Annotated in this window: 14 protein-coding genes; 5 read left to right on the top strand and 9 right to left on the bottom strand. The window is 52.2% G+C overall.

Going from position 1 to position 18,590, the window contains the following annotated elements:
• Positions 1-7: 7 nt before the first annotated feature.
• Complete coding sequence (gene coaD / locus FCN51_RS20320; RefSeq protein ID WP_003624202.1) at positions 8-547, bottom strand: pantetheine-phosphate adenylyltransferase; 540 nt, start codon at positions 545-547, stop codon at positions 8-10.
• Entirely contained in the window at positions 544-3,309 is a 2,766-nt protein-coding gene (gene gyrA / locus FCN51_RS20315; protein ID WP_050818605.1) for a DNA gyrase subunit A, read from the bottom strand. The genes coaD and gyrA overlap by 4 nt, the downstream gene beginning before the upstream one ends.
• Positions 3,310-3,502: 193 nt before the next feature.
• Between gyrA and FCN51_RS20310 the strand changes: the two genes are divergently transcribed.
• A complete protein-coding gene (locus FCN51_RS20310) occupies positions 3,503-3,688 on the top strand; it encodes a YqaE/Pmp3 family membrane protein (protein ID WP_003624197.1) in 186 nt (61 codons plus the stop codon).
• Positions 3,689-3,777: 89 nt separating this feature from the next.
• Here the strand turns inward: FCN51_RS20310 and FCN51_RS20305 are convergent, their stop codons facing one another.
• The 4 genes from FCN51_RS20305 to truB form a co-directional block, all read right to left on the bottom strand.
• Positions 3,778-5,196 carry an NAD(P)H-dependent flavin oxidoreductase gene (locus FCN51_RS20305; protein WP_003630158.1) on the bottom strand — a complete coding sequence of 473 codons (1,419 nt, stop codon included), beginning with the start codon at positions 5,194-5,196 and terminating at the stop codon, positions 3,778-3,780.
• 59 nt (positions 5,197-5,255) lie between these two features.
• Positions 5,256-7,406: a polyribonucleotide nucleotidyltransferase gene (pnp, locus tag FCN51_RS20300; protein WP_003624193.1), complete on the bottom strand. Its 2,151-nt coding sequence runs from the start codon at positions 7,404-7,406 to the stop codon at positions 5,256-5,258.
• 277 nt (positions 7,407-7,683) lie between these two features.
• On the bottom strand, positions 7,684-7,953 hold the full coding sequence (gene rpsO, locus FCN51_RS20295; protein ID WP_014457520.1) for a 30S ribosomal protein S15: 270 nt from the start codon (positions 7,951-7,953) through the stop codon (positions 7,684-7,686).
• A gap of 31 nt (positions 7,954-7,984) precedes the next feature.
• A complete protein-coding gene (gene truB, locus FCN51_RS20290) occupies positions 7,985-8,902 on the bottom strand; it encodes a tRNA pseudouridine(55) synthase TruB (RefSeq protein WP_035352292.1) in 918 nt (305 codons plus the stop codon).
• 301 nt (positions 8,903-9,203) lie between these two features.
• On the opposite strand from truB, the gene FCN51_RS20285 reads away from it, so the two are divergent.
• Genes FCN51_RS20285 through FCN51_RS20270 form a run of 4 tightly spaced genes read left to right on the top strand, consistent with a single transcriptional unit; the run spans position 9,204 to position 12,695 of the window.
• Positions 9,204-10,361, top strand: a complete 1,158-nt coding sequence (locus FCN51_RS20285) for an ABC transporter permease (protein WP_003624185.1) — start codon at positions 9,204-9,206, stop codon at positions 10,359-10,361.
• Positions 10,361-11,146, top strand: a complete 786-nt coding sequence (locus FCN51_RS20280; protein WP_003624184.1) for an ABC transporter ATP-binding protein — start codon at positions 10,361-10,363, stop codon at positions 11,144-11,146. Before FCN51_RS20285 ends, FCN51_RS20280 begins: the two co-directional genes overlap by 1 nt.
• Positions 11,147-11,151: 5 nt before the next feature.
• On the top strand, positions 11,152-12,108 hold the full coding sequence (locus tag FCN51_RS20275; protein WP_003624182.1) for an MlaD family protein: 957 nt from the start codon (positions 11,152-11,154) through the stop codon (positions 12,106-12,108).
• Positions 12,108-12,695 (top strand): PqiC family protein, encoded by a 588-nt coding sequence (locus tag FCN51_RS20270; RefSeq protein WP_014457521.1) that lies wholly within the window; start codon positions 12,108-12,110, stop codon positions 12,693-12,695. The genes FCN51_RS20275 and FCN51_RS20270 overlap by 1 nt, the downstream gene beginning before the upstream one ends.
• Before the next feature lie 52 nt (positions 12,696-12,747).
• Here FCN51_RS20270 and FCN51_RS20265 read toward each other — a convergent pair whose 3' ends face one another.
• From FCN51_RS20265 to FCN51_RS20255, 3 genes are all read right to left on the bottom strand, one after another.
• Positions 12,748-14,187 (bottom strand): glycosyltransferase, encoded by a 1,440-nt coding sequence (locus FCN51_RS20265; protein WP_310255226.1) that lies wholly within the window; start codon positions 14,185-14,187, stop codon positions 12,748-12,750.
• A 77-nt stretch (positions 14,188-14,264) separates the two neighbouring features.
• Complete coding sequence (locus tag FCN51_RS20260; RefSeq protein WP_160256698.1) at positions 14,265-15,410, bottom strand: hypothetical protein; 1,146 nt, start codon at positions 15,408-15,410, stop codon at positions 14,265-14,267.
• A gap of 69 nt (positions 15,411-15,479) precedes the next feature.
• Entirely contained in the window at positions 15,480-18,566 is a 3,087-nt protein-coding gene (locus FCN51_RS20255; RefSeq protein ID WP_160256697.1) for a glycosyltransferase, read from the bottom strand.
• Positions 18,567-18,590: the final 24 nt, after the last annotated feature.

Below are 18,590 nucleotides of genomic sequence, written 5' to 3'. Positions count from 1 at the left end.
TGCCACTTCAGGCAGAAACGTTTTTCCTGTCAGCCAGACGTGCCAACAAACGCGCCTGCGTGCCTGGTGTTACAAATTCCGAAATATCTCCGCCGTAACTAGCAATTTCTTTCACCAGACGGGAAGAAATAAATTGGGTGTGTTCCGAAGCCATAAGGAACACGCTTTCAATTCCGGCATCCAGTTTGCGGTTTACGCCGCTCATCTGGATTTCGTAATCAAAATCCGAAAGCACCCGAAGACCGCGGAAAATCAGCGTTGCACCGTGTTCTCGCACAGCCTTCACCAACAGGGAATTAAATGGCACCACCACAATATCCCCACCCGTGTTGTGGCGAATGGCGGGTAAGGCTTCTTCTACACAGGCAATCCGCTCATCCAATGGCATAAGCGGATTTTTGCCCGGGTTGTAGGCCACACCTATCACCAGCCGGTCCACCAAACGGGATGCGCGTTCAATCACATCCAGATGGCCAACCGTTACCGGATCAAACGTGCCAGCGTAAAAGCCTACCCGCTTTGGCACGGAGCCTACGGGGGTGTTCATTCCCCCTCAGCCTCTCCTGCTTCATCTTCACCATCATCCATAACGGGGAAGACGCTGGTAACGCGTTCATCATCATTCAGACGGAACAACGTTACACCGCTGGCCTGACGCGCCATGACACGCACCTGATCAACCGGCACACGGATAAGGCGCCCCGCATCCGTGACCAGCATTACATCTGTGCCTTCCAGAACAGGCAAGGTGGCAGCCACTTCTTTCCCGCGCTTGTTGGCCGAGAACGTCATGTTGGTAATGCCTTGCCCGCCACGCCCGCTTACACGGTAATCATACGCGGAAGAGCGACGCCCAAACCCACCATCACTGACAATCAGCAGAATTTCTTCAGCTTCTTCGAGCTGTGCAAATCGTTCTGGAGAAAGCAGTGCATCTGTGTTGCTGCCTTCTTCTTCATCCGAATCGGCCTGCACGGTATCTGCATCTTCCTCAGCCGCTTCGGCTGCGTTTTCAGCCCGACGCTTGGCATTCGCCATCCGCAAGTAAGCTGAGCGTTCTTCTACTGTTGCTTCAACATGGTTCAGCACAGCAAGGCTGATTACGCGGTCACCTTCTGCAAGGCGGATACCCCGCACACCAGAAGACCCACGACCAGCAAACACACGCAATGTGTCATCGGTAATCTGGAAGCGGATACACCGTGCCCCACGTGTAGCAAGGAACACATCCTGCCCTTCACGACAGGTGGCAACGCCTATCAGGCTATCCCCTTCATCCAATTTCATGGCGATCATGCCGGACGAGCGGATATTGCGGAAATCACTCAAACGGTTACGGCGCACATTGCCGCTGGCTGTCGCGAAGACCAAATGCAGGGCTTCCCACAGCTCCTCATCCTGCGGCAGTGGCAGCACGGCCGTAATGCTATCGGACCCCAGATCAGGCAGCAGGTTCACCAAGGCGCGGCCTTTGGCGGCTGGTCCGGCTTCTGGCAGACGCCAGACCTTTTGACGATATACTTTCCCGCCAGAAGAGAAGAACATGACCCACTGATGGGTGTGAGCGTTAAAGGACCGCACAACAATATCGTCGCCACGGGTGCTGGCACCTGTGCGGCCACGGCCACCACGGTTTTGCGCACGGAACACATCTAGAGGCGTGCGTTTAATAAAACCTTCCCGCGTAATGGTTACAACCATCTGGCCGGGTTCAATCAGGCTTTCATCATCCTGATCCCCTGCATAATCCGCAATTTCGGTCATGCGTGGGGTGGCAATTTCTGCCCGTGCTACAGAAAGTTCATCACGCAGCACTTCCATACGGCGGACATGACTGCCGATAATTTCCAGAAGCTCATTAATGCGCTGAGCAACTTCCGAAAGTTCCTGCTGGATCTTATCGCGTTCCAGCCCGGTCAGACGTTGCAGTCGCAGTTCCAGAATGCCGCGTGCCTGTGCTTCTGTCAGACGCACTTTGCCGTCCACAACCACGTTACCGTCATCATGAATCAGGGCCAGCAAGGGCTCTACATCTGCGGCATTCCACTGAGCAGCCATCAGAGCTTCACGCGCAGCAGCCGCATCTGGCGCACCACGAATCAGCGCAATGACCGCATCAATGTTGGCAACGGCAATAACCAGCCCAACCAGAATGTGCCCGCGATCCCGCGCCTTGTTCAGCTCAAACCGCGAACGGCGCAGAATCACTTCCTCACGGAACGCAATAAAGGCTTCCAGCACATCTTTCAGCCCCATCAGGCGGGGCTTGCCACCATCCAGCGCCAACATATTCACGCCAAAGGATGTCTGAAGCTGGGTAAAGCGATAAAGCTGGTTCAACACCACTTCTGGTGTGGCATCACGCTTGATTTCGATAACCACCCGCATACCGGAGCGATCAGATTCATCGCGGATATCGGCAATGCCTTCGATCTGCTTGTTGCGCACCAGATCGGCAATACGTTCCTGCAAAGTGGCCTTGTTAACCTGATACGGAATTTCCGTAACGATAATGGCCTTACGGTCTTTGCGGATTTCTTCAATATCTGCCTTGGCACGAATAATAACGGCCCCGCGCCCTGTGGCAAACGCACTGCGAATACCAGACCGCCCAAGAATAATACCGCCTGTAGGGAAATCCGGCCCCGGCACATATTCCATCAGATCATCAAGTGAGAGATCAGGGTTGGCAATCAGTGCCAACGTGGCATCAATAACTTCTGATGGATTATGCGTGGGAATATTGGTGGCCATACCCACCGCAATACCCGTGGCACCATTGATCAGCAGATTCGGGAAAGTAGCCGGAAGAACGGTTGGCTCTTCCTCACTTTCATCATAGTTCGGCTGAAAATCGACCGTATCGCGGTCAATATCATTCAGCAGAAATGTGGAAGCCTTGGCCAACCGGGCTTCGGTATAACGCATGGCGGCGGGGCTATCACCATCCACCGAGCCAAAGTTACCCTGCCCGTCAATCAGCTTGACCCGCATGGACCAAGACTGAGCCATACGCACCATGGCATCGTAAATGGAGGAGTCACCATGCGGATGGTATTTACCCATTACCTCACCAACTGCACGAGCAGATTTGCGGTAAGGTTTATCGTAGGTAAAACCACTTTCATGCATGGCATACAGGATGCGACGATGAACAGGCTTAAGACCATCTCGCACATCCGGCAGCGCACGGCTGACAATAACCGACATCGCATACGCGAGGTAGGAGGAGCGCATCTCCTCCTCAATGGTTACGGGCAGAAGGTCTGAGGGTTCCGGTACACCCGGCTGGTCAGAAATCTCGGTCAAGGTTTATCCGCTCTGTCATGCTGCACGCTCCAGATTATGGAGCATGTGCCAAATCCACTTCTGCACCGGTTACCCGGCACTTGCAGATATTTTCTAGCACACAAAACCCGCACCACCTAGCGGCTGAAATAGCAGACTTGCTTCGGGCAAAAGGCTGTGCCCATCATGATGCACACTATAAGGAGTTCCACCCATGCGCCTGCTTTTGGCATTACTGTTTCCGTGGTTTCAGTTTTTTACGATTGGCCGCCCATTTTCGGGCATTATCTGCCTGATATTGCAGATAACTGTTATTGGCTGGATTCCAGCAGCTATCTGGTCTGTTTATGCGCTCAACCAGTATGAAACAGATAAAAAACTTTCCCGGATGGGCCGATAAAAACCCAATATACAGGTTAATGAAAAAAGGCGGCTCCCTATGGGAACCGCCTTTTTCTTTGGATAATCAGTATTTACATCCGACCGGATTTAACGCCCGGTCATAATCCGATCCACCAACTGCTGCACCGTTGGCACAAACCCGTTGGCATAGAAAGGATCGGTCGCAAAGCGCCATGCGTTTGTGCCACCGAACATCAGGTTATGATCCAGCACCTGAGCCGCATCCGGCCCGCTGGCATGCGCCACAGCCTGAAGTGTTTTCTGAATACAGAAAGAACGTGGGTCTGCCTTATGGCCCGTGGAATAATTGGGGCCACGCTGGCTCCAGTTAGAGAACTGACATTCAGACAGACAGCCCATACAATCGGCCTGATCTGCCAGAATTTCACGCGCTCTGTCTGGCGTCACAAAAATCAGAGTGGAATCTTGGGTACGAAGAGCTTCCGTAAAGCCTTGCTGTTCCCACTGCTGAATACGCGGCAGATCCTCTGCCTTTACAAACACTTCGCGCTTACGCGCACCAATACCGTAGGGCACAACCAGATCTTCTTCTGCCGCCATGGCAAAAGGAACCTGCCGTTCCGAACGCTCACGCAGTTCCTGCAAGAAACTGTTGTTGACCGCAGAAGAGTAAAAACCCGTGGGAGAGAAGCGGTTCAAGTACACATCACCCTTTTTCAGGGTTAGCAAACGCTGCTTCCATGCCTCCGGAATAGGGCTTTCCTTCGTCAGCAGTGGGCGTGTGCCAAACTGGAACACAATGGGGCCAAGCTCAGGATTATCAATCCAGTCTTCCCATTCTTCCAGCCACCATACGCCACCCGCCATGATAATGGGCGTATTATCCAACCCAAACCCACGCATAAGTTTACGCAAAGCCGCCACACGCGGGTAAGGATCTTCCGGCTTTAATGGATTTTCCGTGTTGGAAAGGCCGTTATGCCCCCCTGCACGCCAAGGATCTTCATAAACCACGCCACCCAACAGATCGGCAGATTTATGATAAGCCCGCTTCCACAACGCATTGAAAGCACGTGCAGATGACACGATGGGATAATAATGCACCCCAAACCGTGTCGCAATTTCAGACAGCCGATACGGCATACCTGCGCCGCATGTGAGACCGTGGATAAGGCCCGGTGCGCCTTCCAGCACGCCGGTAATCACCCGTTCGGCTGATCCCATTTCCCACAGAATATTGGCATGAATCCGGCCTTTTCCGCCGGACATTTCATGCGCCACACGCGCTTGGGTAATACCGCCACGAATGGCGTAATCTACCAGTTCCTCATGCCGCTCACGGCGCGTACGACCGTGATAGATCTGGGGAACTGGCTGCCCGTTTTCATCATAACTATCTGCATTGACGATAGAAACCGTGCCTGCGCCACCTGCTGCAGCCCACGCCCCGGCCGATACGCCTGTGGAGACAGAAACCCCCTTACCGCCTTCTACCAGCGGTAGGATATCCACACCCCCCATGCGAACCGTATTGATCGCCTTCATGACCGTCCTATCGTTCCTGCAACTATCCGTATGGTTGAAAGTGACCCGAAAAGGGATGCTTATTCAGCATCCCGACGGGGGCCACGTGAGGGCTTTTCACCCACGGTTTCCGTGATATCCGCACCCGTGTTCTGATCAACAACACGCATGGACAGCTTAACCTTACCGCGATCATCAAAGCCGATGACCTTAACTTTCACGGTATCGCCTTCCTTCACCACATCTGTGGTTTTACCAACGCGACCCTGCGCCAGTTCGGAAATGTGCACCAAGCCATCACGCGCACCAAGGAAGTTTACAAACGCGCCAAAGTCGGCGGTTTTAACAACCTTACCATCGTAAATGCGGCCCAGTTCCGGTTCCGCTACAATGCCGTTGATCCGATCAATGGCCTTCTGTGCCTGATCATCAGAAGCTGCGGCAATGGTAATTGTGCCGTCATCCCCAATATCAACCTTGGCGCCAGAATATTCCACGATTTCGCGGATCACTTTACCGCCAGAACCGATCACATCACGAATCTTTTCCCGGGGCACCTTCATGGTGGTGATCTTCGGTGCTGTGGAAGACACGTTGGTGCGTGTTTCTGTCAGCGCCTTGCTCATTTCACCCAGAATGTGCATCCGGCCATCACGTGCCTGACCCAGAGCAATCTTCATGATTTCCGGCGTGATGGAGGTAATCTTAATATCCATCTGCAGAGCGGTTACACCCTGCTCGGTGCCGGCCACCTTGAAATCCATATCCCCAAGGTGATCTTCATCGCCAAGGATATCGGACAGAACAGCGAAATCATCGCCTTCCTTGATCAGGCCCATGGCGATACCAGCAACCGGGCGCTTCAACGGCACGCCAGCATCCATCAGAGCCAGAGACCCACCGCACACGGTTGCCATGGAGGAAGACCCGTTGCTTTCCGTGATTTCGGAAACCACGCGCACTGTGTACGGGAATTCCTTACGGGAAGGCATCAGCGGGTGAATGGCGCGCCATGCCAGCTTGCCATGCCCGATTTCACGACGGCCCGGAGAACCGATACGCCCACATTCACCCACAGAGAAAGGAGGGAAGTTATAATGCAGCATAAAGTTGGTGCGGTATTCACCTTCCAGCGCATCAATAACCTGTTCGTCCTGCCCAGTGCCCAGCGTGGTTACAACCAGTGCCTGTGTTTCACCACGGGTGAACAGAGAAGAACCATGCACGCGCGGCAGAATGCCCACTTCCGGCACGATCGGGCGAACGGTTACCAGATCACGGCCATCGATACGCTTGCCGGTTTTCAGAACGGAAGACCGCACTACGTCAGCTTCCAGATCTTTAATCATCGGCTTGGCGGCAGCAACATCCAGTTCATCAGCCGTCAGCTTTTCAATAATCGCTTCACGCGCAGCTTTCAGCTTTTCGTAGCGAACCTGCTTCTGCTTTTCCTTATAAGCATCAGCAATCAGCTTGCGGCCTGCTTTTTCCACCTGCTTGCGCAGCTGAATTTCTTCCTTGGTCGGCTCTGCCAGTGCCCAAGGTTCCTTGGCGGCGTGTTCTGCCAGAGAGATAATGGCATCCAGAACCGGCTGGAACGCTGTATGGCCGAATGTTACGGCATCCAGCATCACTTCTTCAGACAGTTCAGAAGCTTCGGATTCCACCATCAGCACGCCTTCAGCCGTGCCAGCCACAACCAGTTCCAGATCTGATTCTTTGATCTGTTCCTGTGTGGGGTTCAGGATGAATGCGCCATCCTTAAAGCCAACGCGGGCAGCGCCAACGGGGCCAAAGAACGGAATGCCAGACAGGGTAAGAGCTGCGGAGCAACCGATCAGCGCAGGAATGGAAGGATCATTTTCCATATCGTGCGTCAGCACGGTTGCAATCACCTGCACTTCATTGCGGAACCCTTCAGGGAACAGCGGACGCAGCGGACGGTCAATCAGGCGGGAAACCAGGGTTTCATTTTCAGAAGGACGACCTTCGCGCTTGAAGAAACCACCAGGAATCTTACCAGCAGCGTAAGCTTTTTCCTGATAGTTAACCGTCAGCGGGAAGAAATCCTGACCCGGCTTTACGTCTTTTGCACCAACGGCGGTGCACAGCACAACGGTTTCACCGTAGGTAACCATAACGGCGCCATCAGCCTGACGGGCAACCTTACCGGTTTCCAGAATCAGCGGGCGACCGCCCCATTCAATCTCTTTACGGAAGTAGTTAAACATTCTGTAAGCCTCTGTTTTATTTCACTTCAGAGCCACAGAACAACAGGACAGACCGGCTGGGCGGACAGCGCCTCGGACGGCATGGTGACTGGCGGAACAAACCTCCCAGGCGCCATGTGGTCGGAAACGCCGTGGCTTACCGGGCACGAAACGCCCTGATGTAAAACCTGTGGCTGTATCCAATATGGTGACGCCAGCAAACAAGTGCTAGCGAAAATCCCGAACGGGAAGAGAGATCATGTATGCACAACACCTCTTCCCGCCCGTTAAGCCGTTTTTAGCGGCGCAGGCCCAGACGGCCAATCAGCGTTTCATAACGCGTCTGGCTCTTGCCCTTCAGGTAGTCCAGCATGCTGCGGCGACGACCAACGAGAATCAGCAGACCACGGCGAGAATGGAAGTCCTTCGCGTGGGTCTTCAGATGTTCGGTCAGGTTGTTAATCCGTTCGGTCAGGATCGCCACCTGCACTTCCGGGGAACCCGTATCACCCGGTGCAGTCTGGTATTCAGCAATAACTTGCGTGCGACGTTCAGCAGTAATCGACATCACATGTCTCCATCAAAAAACATATCAAGTTTTAGAGAATCCGTACCGGCTTCAACCATCCGTCTTCCAGACGGCCAATACCCAGCACGTGCTCACCGTCCATAACACGCACAACGCCCCCCTCCTCGGCGGTCTGTGGGATACGCCCCATCAGATCAACAAGGCCGAGAGCTTGCCCGTGCCGTAGCAGAACTGCTTCATCCTGTGTCAAGGCCAGCGCCGGGATGTCGGCCAGCGCGGTCGAGACCGGACGCAGAAGTTCCGGTGAAGCATGGGCGTTGTCGTCGTTTGGGGTGATTTTGTCCAGCACAATCGCATCTGCTTCTGTAAAAGGCCCCACACGCAGGCGGCGTAGCACAGTAATATGCCCCACAGTTCCGCATGCCAAAGCCACATCACGCGCCAGCGCACGCATGTAAACACCCTTGCCGGATTCGACCTCAAACACTGCGGTATCCCGATCTGGCCGTTCAATCAGCTCAAACCGATCCACCCGCGCGGGCCGCGGCGGCAATTCAGGCGGGCGGCCTTCCCGCGCCATATCGTAGGAACGCTCCCCACCCACTTTCAGGGCAGAAAAAACGGGAGGCACCTGCATGATATCGCCTGTAAGCGCCGGCAGGGCTGCCCGTAGTTCTTCATCAGAAGGACGCACATCAGATGTACCAATAACATTACCATCGGCATCATCGCTATCACGTGCCTCACCCATTTTAAGGGTGAAACGGTACACCTTGGTGCCATCCATAACATAAGGCACGGTTTTGGTGGCGGCCCCAAAAGCCAAAGGCAGCAGCCCCGTCGCCAACGGGTCCAATGTGCCGCCATGCCCTACCTTTTGTGCATCAAACAGCCGCTTGGCGCGCCCCACCACTTGGGTTGATGTCATGCCGGAAGGCTTGTCTACTATAAGCCAGCCGTTAAGGGGCCGCCCACGTCTGCGTCGCATGAAAACTCCCGTATGCGATTCATCAAATACCATGCAGCAGCCACAAACGGCTCAGCCAGAAGGTTTTTGCGTTTAGTACAAACTTATAATGGAGCATGCACTCCATCTGGCGCTGCATGTAGCCGAAGGCTGCCCTGCCATGCAATGCTGCCATCAGGCGCAACGCTGGCCTGTTAAAAAGGACTGTCAGCTAAGTTATTGTTCTTAAACCAAGGCAAACTCAAGGTTTACCCCTTCTAACATGCGTGAACCAAGGGGGCTGGTCATAGGCTTGCCTGTGCCGTAATGTCGCCACCAAATTATGGCTGATCAATCTCCCTCTTCCGGTCTTCACAAGGCTGCCGACACTCCTGCGTGGTCTCTCCAGAACACGGCAGACGGTGTATGCTTGAATGTTGAAGGGGCTTGGACCGTTCAGGCAGGGGGTGCCACACCCTTCCCGCAGGACAAACTGCCTGTAGAACCCGGCCATACACTCCACATTGATACAACCGGCTTAAAAGGCTGGGATTCAGCTTTTGTTGCCTTTTTGTGGGATGTCAAACAGGCTGCCAGCAAGGCGCAGCTTCATTTTGATGAGCAAAATCTTCCGGCACCCGCACAAAGGCTTCTGGCACTTTTACCGGATGCTCCCGCTGAGCCTGCGCAACCCCCACGCAATACCGAAGGTATTTTTGCACGGGTGGGTGATGCAACCCTCAAAGGGCTTACTGAAACTGGTACAGTAAGTGAGCTGGCATTAGAGACAGCTAAAGGCGCCACACAGGCTGTGCGTGGCAAAAGTGCCATGCGCATGAAAGACCTGTTGCTGGATATCTGGAACGCCGGACCCGATGCCTTGCTTATTGTTGGTATTGTCAACTTTCTTGTGGGTGCCATTCTGGCTTTTGTCGGACTAGTGGAACTACGGAAGTTTGCGGCTGAAATTTACGTTACAGACTTGGTAGGCATTGCCTGTGCACGTGAAATTTCGGCTATCATGACAGCCATTATCATGGCGGGCCGAACTGGCGGTGCTTATGCAGCCCGCATTTCCACCATGCTGGGTAACGAAGAAATTGATGCCTTACAGGTGTTTGGCATCCCTATCTCCAGTTACATTTTGCTGCCATCCATTGTGTCTCTCGCGCTCATGATGCCGCTACTTTATCTGTATGGCACCATTGTTGCGATTTTTGGCGGATTTGCCGTTTCCATGAGCATGATGGATGTTTCCCCCATCGGCTATTGGATTTCCACCTTTGATGGTGTGGAGCTGAAGGAATTTATCTTCGGGTTTATCAAATCCTTCTTTTTCGCCAGCTTTATTGCACTGGCAGCTTGCCGCGTGGGGCTAAAAGCCGGACGCAGTGCGGCTGATGTTGGTGTAGCCGCTACACGCGCCGTCGTTATTGGCATTGTAGGCATTATTGCCATGGATGCCATTTTTGCCGTGATAGCCAACGCGCTTGGAATCTGATGATGTCTGACGCAGAAACTCTTATTTCCGTTCGCGATCTGCAGTTATCGTTCGGCCCCAAAATCATTCAGCAGAATGTTTCCTTTGATCTGAAGCGTGGCTCCATCTTTGCCATTATGGGTGGTTCAGGCTGCGGCAAAAGCACACTGCTTAAAAGCATGATCGGGCTGCTGCGCCCAACTGCCGGGCAGATTCTGGTAGATGGGGAAGATTACTGGGCACAATCCGATGCGCGCCGCACGGATATCAACCATCGCTACGGTGTACTGTTTCAGAGCGGCGCTTTGTGGAGTTCCATGACGGTAGGGGAAAATGTAGCTCTGCCATTGGAAATGTTCACTTCGCTCAAGCCCGACACCATTCGGCGTCTGGTGGAACTAAAGCTGGGGTTTGTGGGTATGGAACAGGCAATTGATCTGTTCCCCTCCGAAATATCCGGCGGCATGTGCAAACGTGCAGGTCTTGCACGCGCCATAGCCCTGGAACCCGATATTCTGTTTTTTGATGAACCCTCCGCTGGGCTAGACCCCATTACGTCTGCCCGGTTGGATGATCTGATCCTGACATTACGAGATGGGCTGGGGGCAACCATTATGATTGTCAGCCACGAACTGCCCAGCCTGTTTGCCATTGCTGACGATGGCATCTTTTTAGATGCCAAAACACACACACCCATTGCGCATGGTTCACCGCGCGCATTGCACGACACCTGCAAGATTCCTGAGGTAACGGCGTTTATGAACCGATCTGCCTCTATCCCCTCCGCAGACAAGACAGAAGGCTGAACGGCATGTCTCAAAGCACAAACCGGAAAACTCTGATCGGCGCGTTTGTGATCCTTGGCGGCTTGCTGGGCCTGTTCATTATCATGGCTTTTGGGCACATGCGCTTCTTCACCCCCTCGCGTGAAGCTGCCGTTGTGTTCCAAAACTCCATCACCGGCCTGTCTGTAGGTGCGCCCGTAAATTTCCGCGGCGTTAAGGTAGGCACGGTTAAAAGCATTACCCTGCGCTTTGATCCGCAAGACCGTAAAGCTTACATTCCTGTTGTGCTCACGCTGGAGCCAGACCAGATTCATGTGGTACGGGATGTGCCGGGCGGCACAAAAGTGAGCATTCAGGAAATGATCAGCAACGGCCTCCGCGCTGAGCTGAACCTGCAAAGCTTTGTAACAGGACAGTCCAATATTGAGCTGGATTTTGATAAATCCGTTGCTCCTGTTCTGCACCCGCGCATTACCAACCTGCCGGAAATTCCTGTCCGTCTTTCCACCATGGAAAAGCTGAAAGACACCATTGGCCAGATTCCCATCAAGGATATCAGTCATCATGCTGATCTGGCCCTGCTTTCCATTACCTCCTTGAGCGATCATTTGCGTGAGGACCTGCCGCCGCTGATTTCCAGCGTGAAGGAAACGGCTGATCGTTCCCACGAAACAGTGCAGGCGGCAACAGATGCCATCAAGGATCTACAGGCCAAACTGGACGTGACGCTGTTGAAAATGGACAAGCTGATGGAAACCGGAAATACGCAGCTTGATGCCCGTGGCAAGGATCTGCACGCAACATTGGCCTCTGCGACAAAGACTCTGGATTCCTTGCAGGATATCCTCTCACCACGTTCTATCGACCGAGCAAATCTGGATGCCTCACTGCGGGATATTGCTGCCGCGGCAGCCTCCCTGCGTGGCTTCGCCAGCGATGTGGAACGTAACCCGCAACTTCTGCTGATGGGACGCCGTCCATGATGTTTCCTCCTCGCCGTATTGCTCTGGCTTTTCTGGGGGCATGCACCCTGCTTGCAGGCTGTGCCTCTCCCCCCCTTCGGCTTTATACGCTTGGTATGCCGGGAGACCGGGATATTCAGCAGCCGCATCTTTCTGCTCGCTTGACCACCATAGAAGTGAGCCGCGCAGTACTGCCCGATTATCTTGATAGTCAGGACATGATCACCCGGCAGGGGGAAGAAGTTATCCGCAGCCCGCGCTCACGCTGGGCAACACGGCTTTCTCTGGGCATTACAGATTTGGTGACCAACGAAATTGCATCATCCCACCCCAACGAACTGATTACAGACCAGCCGTTGGCAGATGCAGCCAATATGCGTGTTCAGATTAACGTTTCACGTTTTGATGTGAACGTAGATGGTCAGGCCATTTTGGATGCAAACTGGGCTGTTATCCCGCGGGATCCTAAAAAACCGCTCATTCGCAACCGTGCGCACCTTACGGCTACAGGATCTGTTTCTACAGATGCGGATACAGCATCCTTAATGCGTAAACTGGTTATTCAACTGGCAGATCAGGTTAATCTGTCCATTCCATCTGCACAGTAATAAAGCAGCCCGATATAATAAATCCTTGTTATATCGGACTGAGCCTCTGATCTTACTTCTTAATAGAAGCCGCTTTGCGTGGTTTTGCGGCTGTTTTTCGCGCAGCAGAACGTGTTGTTTTTGCTGCAACAGAAGGCATGGCTTTTTTGGTAGCACGTGCGGCAACAGTCTTACCGGAAACCCGACGTGATGCTGGCTTCCTTGCTGACTTGACTGACTTTTTTACTTCCTCCAATTTTTCCTGAGGAAGAAGACCAGCTTTAGCTTTATGTGTTGCGATCAAACGCGCAATAAGAGTTTCATACTCTGCCAGATACGACTTAATGCAAAGAGTCTGCTCAGCTTTTTCTCTAACCGCACGGCGCAAGCGGGTTGCCAGTGGCTTATTATTCAGCACTTCCAGCACGCCATCGGCAATTTTGTCTGGCTCCGTAAACGGCACCAGCACAGCTGTTTCCTGATCGGTCAGAAATTCCTGCACTGGAGCAGTCGCACTGCCTACAATCGCACACCCCATAGCCATTGCCTCACGCAGAGACCACGATGCGACAAAAGGATATGTGAGATAAACATGCGCATCTGAACGTTGCAGAAGGCGTAGAAAATCCGGATAATCAACTTTACCCGCAAAGTGCACACGGCTTAGATCAAGTTGCCCATCCAACTCCTGAAGCATTTTTTCTCGCCAGCAACCAGATGCCAGCGGAGCTCCGTAACTGACACCATCTCCGCCGACCATAACAACATGAGCATTGGGCTCTTCTGCCAAAATCCGTGGAAGCGCACGCATAAACACATGGAAGCCGCGATAGGGCTCCAGATCACGCGAGACATAGGTAATCAGCTTATCCTTAGGTGAAATTTTAATGTCACCTAACTTGAAAATCTTCTTTGCCAGTTTGGGGTCTGGCTTGCAGGTCTCCAGATCGACCCCTTCACGCAGCACCGTAATTTTGTCTGCGGCCCACGCCGGATAAGCACTTTTCTGAAAATCAGTAGGCGTCTGGCCGTAACTGGGGCCTGTTAAAGCCAATAGATTAATGGCGTTCTTGGCCCGCACAATCGGCAGCATTTGGGGCTGAAGCGGAAATTCTGGATCAAACCCGACATCAAATCCGGGTTCCGTGTGATAGTAGAACTCAAAATACCCCAAGACGGGTACATCAGGATAAACATCCTGAATATTCAGTAGTTCTCCCCATCCGTGATGGCCGATAATAATATCGGGCTGAAACCCCAGATTTTTTAGGGTACGAGCAGCTTTTTCAACCTCATTGGCGCGCACCATACCCATGTCCAGTTCGCGCACAGCCAGATGAGCCTGTGCCGCAGCACCACGAGGCATGCGGTATCTTACACGGCGCACACCCTTAATGGCGTTCTGGTTATCTTCACTAATGAAAACAACTTCGTTGTCATCATTCTGCACCAGATGGCGCACAATGTGCAGGTACTGGCCGGGAAAATTTTGATGAATAAAAAGATATTTCAAACCTGCACCTGCGTGCTGTTCTGGTCACAAATAAAAACAGGCCCGGTATTTAAACCAGGCCTGTTCATGAGAATATCTTAACGGCGAGAAGGCTTGCGCCCACGTGCTCCACCGCGCCCTGTTGCTTTCGGTTTTGCACCCTTCTGGGCAGCGGAAGAAGCACGGCGAGGCTGAGATTTGGCTGCACGCCTTACCGGCTTAACCACCACTTCCTCTTCAACGTCTTCTTCTATTTCTTCTTCCAACTCTTCTTCTGCAAGAATTTCTGCTGCATCTTCCAGAACCTCGGCTTCAAGCTCTTCTATTTCTTCTTCCAGCAATGCTGCTAGATCTTCCGCAGCATTCTGCTTCCGCTTACGGCCGCCGCGCTTGGGTTTGCTTTCTGCATCACGAGGAAGAATTTCAACCAGGAAAGCTTCCAACGGTGCCAGGCTATCAGCTTCTACGGGTTCACCATTACCAACCGGCCCGATTTTTGTACCATCGGTAAAGCTGGCTGTAACACGGCAAATGAATTTTTTAGCTGCAGCACCTTTCAGACGCACACACAAACCCAAAATCGGCAATGCCATGCCGCGGCTGCCACAATACTGGCCACCTTCCACCCACGGAGAAAGCCAACCTTTACCCAGAACAGCCTGATATTCAATATCATCAGACTGGATCAGGTGAGCTGGCGCAATACCAAAACCTTCAATCCACGCCTGACTACCCGGAACCCCCATCCATTCACCCAGAATGCCGGTCACATCACCACGCCGTTGGATATGAGCACCGATTTCGGGCTTCTGAACCAGAGGAGCTTCTGCAGGTGCAGTTTCTTTTGGGGCTTCTGCCACAGGTGCCACAGGCACCGCAGCAGGGACAGGAACTGGCAACGGATCAGATTCCGCACTGAGCTGGATCACCTGTAAACGCGGCGCATCATGCCGGGTGTTCAGTTCCTGATAAATGGTGATCATCACCTGTGCTGGGCCACGGCGCACACGCACCAACGCTGCGTTGTTTCTACCGCCCATCCAGCCATCTTGCTCAAACGTGACAATCTGTACATTGCCCGGAGCAGAAACGGGTGGAAGAGAAATACGAACCCCAGGTAAACCCGCAGATGTTGGCGGCTGCTGACCTGCTGCATGGCTGATACAGAACAGACCGGTCTGGAGTGTCATCAGATGACCTGTGACTTTCAGATCAGTAATCCGCTGCTGGCTTGCCTGAGACATAAAACCTCTTCCATCCTAAATTTTCAGCTAAACTGTAAAACAAAAAAACACCGGTAAGTAAAGAAAGAGTTAGGCAAACGAAAGGCTTCTTTTGTTCTCCATTTCCCTACCCTTTTCCAGTAATTTTTTATTCAACTCCTGTATGGAAATACCAAACGGCACCACGCTCCCCAAACCCGTAGCACGAATGCGCTCTGCCGGAGCCCCCAAATCAAACGCAACAACGTGTAACCCGGCTTTCCATATGTCTCCCAAAGCAAAACACCATGTTTCTGGCCATACAGATGGCAGCAAGGCGATATCGGCATCCACTGCATGAATTAAGGGAACAACATCCTCTTTTTGAAATTGACCGGTTGCAAAAATGCGTCCTGTTTTTAATAACCTTGCATCATCACGCGTATGGCCTACCACCACAAATTCTAGCGGCAGATTTCGCAAAGAGGCATCTACCGCAGCTTCGAACAAAACATCATAGCCCTTTTCTGGCCCTATGCCGCCCACAATACATACTCGAATGCGCGATGTGGTGCGCTTAAGACCCTGCGCGAAAAATGCACTTGCCTGTGCGGTTTTACGCTCAGCTGGCTCTGGAATCTGAAACTGCTTTTTTAAAAAACTGTCTTTTTCTAATCTTCGCACTGTGAACGAAACATCGGGAAAATATTTTTGCAACCTCCGCTCCGTATCACGTGATGGCACAAAAACCTGTTCTGCTTTTTGCAGAAAGGCATGTGCCACTTTGCGATAGGCCGCAACACTGGAGGTATCGTCCACATGCCGACCAAGCACCGTCACACACACTTCACATGTTGCCACGTCTGGCTCACCGCAATAACGATTTTTCCACCCCATCAATGAAATACGGGGGCAAAACCAGATATAATCATGCACGAACACATCATATTCACATTTTAAACGTGCAGGCAGATCTTTAACCTGCTGATCATGGCCAGTGATTTGATGGAACTCTATCCGTCTAACACCTTCTGCACGTAAAAGCCGCAGCAGAAGCCCTGTTTCCTTGGCAAACGCAAAACATAGAGACGGATATTTTACCTCGCTTTCTCCATCTTCCAGCAGACATCCTTTCTCAGATGGACGAAGAACAAGAGGGCGTATTTTTCGATTACGCCAAAAGTCTATGCGTTCCTGCACAACCTTTTCTACGCCACCACCAACGGCATGCGTAACCAACAAGACCGCCTGATCTGAAAAATCTTCTGCCCTATCACTTCTAAACCGGACAAGATCTAGGCGCCGGCGTTCTGCAAAAAGAGGATCTGCTGCCATCCATCGCGCAACATAATCATGATACCCCGGATGCAATTGCTCCAGAACCTTTTGGTTCCGCAGCATTAAAGGGCTAGCACTTTCTCCAAACGAACTACTGCCAACATGCGCTACAAAAACACCAGTGGCTGTCATATGCTTCCACCCAAGGGCACGGGCGCGCATACAAAAATCGTTTTCTTCACCATAGCCTTGCGCAAACACATCCTCACGCAACAGTCCGGCCTGCCGCAGGCAATCATGGCGGATATACATGCAAAAACCATGAGCAGTGGGCACTTCTACACTGCGCCCAGCATTGGCTGCCTGTGCCATTTGCATGAATAGATCTGTTTCTTCCAGATCTGGCACAGGATTTGCACCTTGTTGATCTGGATAGGAAAAAATACTGGCATCATTAGAAAAAGGAGTGACTGTTCCTGTATCTGGTGCTGCATAGGCAACTTGCCGCAATGCTTGCAGCCATCCTTCTGGCACCAATGTATCGCTGTTCAGCAATACAACATCATGCGCAGTGAGATGACGAAGTGCTTCATTGACAGCACATGGGAACCCACCATTTCGTGCTCGTTCCAGATACCGGAAACCCGCCTGCTGACAAAAAGCTGAAACAGAGGTGACCAATTCTGGCTCCGGGGATGCATCATTCACCACCCAAACGTGCACGGATGCCCTTGGTTTCAGACTTGCCTGTACACTTTGCAAACAAGCCAAAGTGCGCATGGCATTTTTAAACACTGGAATGACAATAACAGTTTCAGCCGTATCCCCCGAAACTTTTGGCTGTGCGTTACTCTCATCCATAACTGGAATAGGTATAATTTTTGGAACAGACACGCGTGTTCGAGAATGTTCCTTACCTTTGCTCTGCTCTGCCATATAGGATGCAATCTGGCTGGCTGCGGAGCGCAGAATATCTGGATCTATCGGACTACCGGCGAGATCTTTCCCGTCTGGACCCATCACTCTTACCGGACCTTCCGGTAAGGCAGAAAAAGGAATTGTGAACGCTCTATATCGCGCTAATGGCTGTTTGGAACTCACAGAGTTACAAAAATCTTCCGCGCAAAATGTTAGAATTTTCTTATTTGTTTTCGCTTCTAGAATATCCAAAACAGGTGCATTATCAGAATCATGTGGCTGCCAAACCCAGCCTGTCAGCCCCTTCTCCCCAACATCTACCAAGCCTTCACATTGCATGATCTTTTGCGGGCATACACCACTATCTGGAAAAGACATGCCATGAGAAGACATTATGCAAAGCGTCTGCGCCGTTTGCCATCCTGCAGGACAAAACCATGCCCCTTTTTTACGCACGGCTTTTTTGAGCTTACCATCAACAACCAGTTGCAGCCCTTTTGCAGGAAGGCCCACCCCTACAATTTGGCCATTTCCCTGCAACCCATACCAACAGGAAACACCATTTAAACGGGTAATAATTGTTGCCAGTTTTTCTATATCTGGTGTGCACGCATAATATGTAAGCAAATGCCGAATAGCGAGAAGGGCCTGATAACCAACGCCACTAGCTTGCTTTAATGTTGCCCGCAGGCTCCATCCCTCGCGAAAATCAAATTTTTCCAAAAGCTGGTCTAAAAGTTTAAGAGCATTTTCATTATCCCCAACAGCCTGACGCGCCAAAATGAGTGCAAACATGACATGTGGGTTATCACGCGCCTGTCTGTTGGCTCTTTCCAACCAATCACGCGCAAGGGCATAAGCCCCTTCCTGCCAAGCAGTATTTCCCTGCCTGAAAGATTCCTGCGCTGAGGCACTTGCGCGCTGTTCATATGCTATGCGGTCTGCCTCCGTGACAAACCCTGCCTGCTGACTCTCAGACTGATTCAGGGCGGCCATGGACATGCACCTATTCTTTTAATGATACTG

Source organism: Acetobacter pasteurianus, assembly GCF_009914215.2.
Taxonomy (GTDB): Bacteria; Pseudomonadota; Alphaproteobacteria; order Acetobacterales; family Acetobacteraceae; genus Acetobacter; species Acetobacter pasteurianus.
Note: the sequence above shows the minus strand (reverse complement) of the source record. Positions and strands in the feature narration are given on the sequence as shown.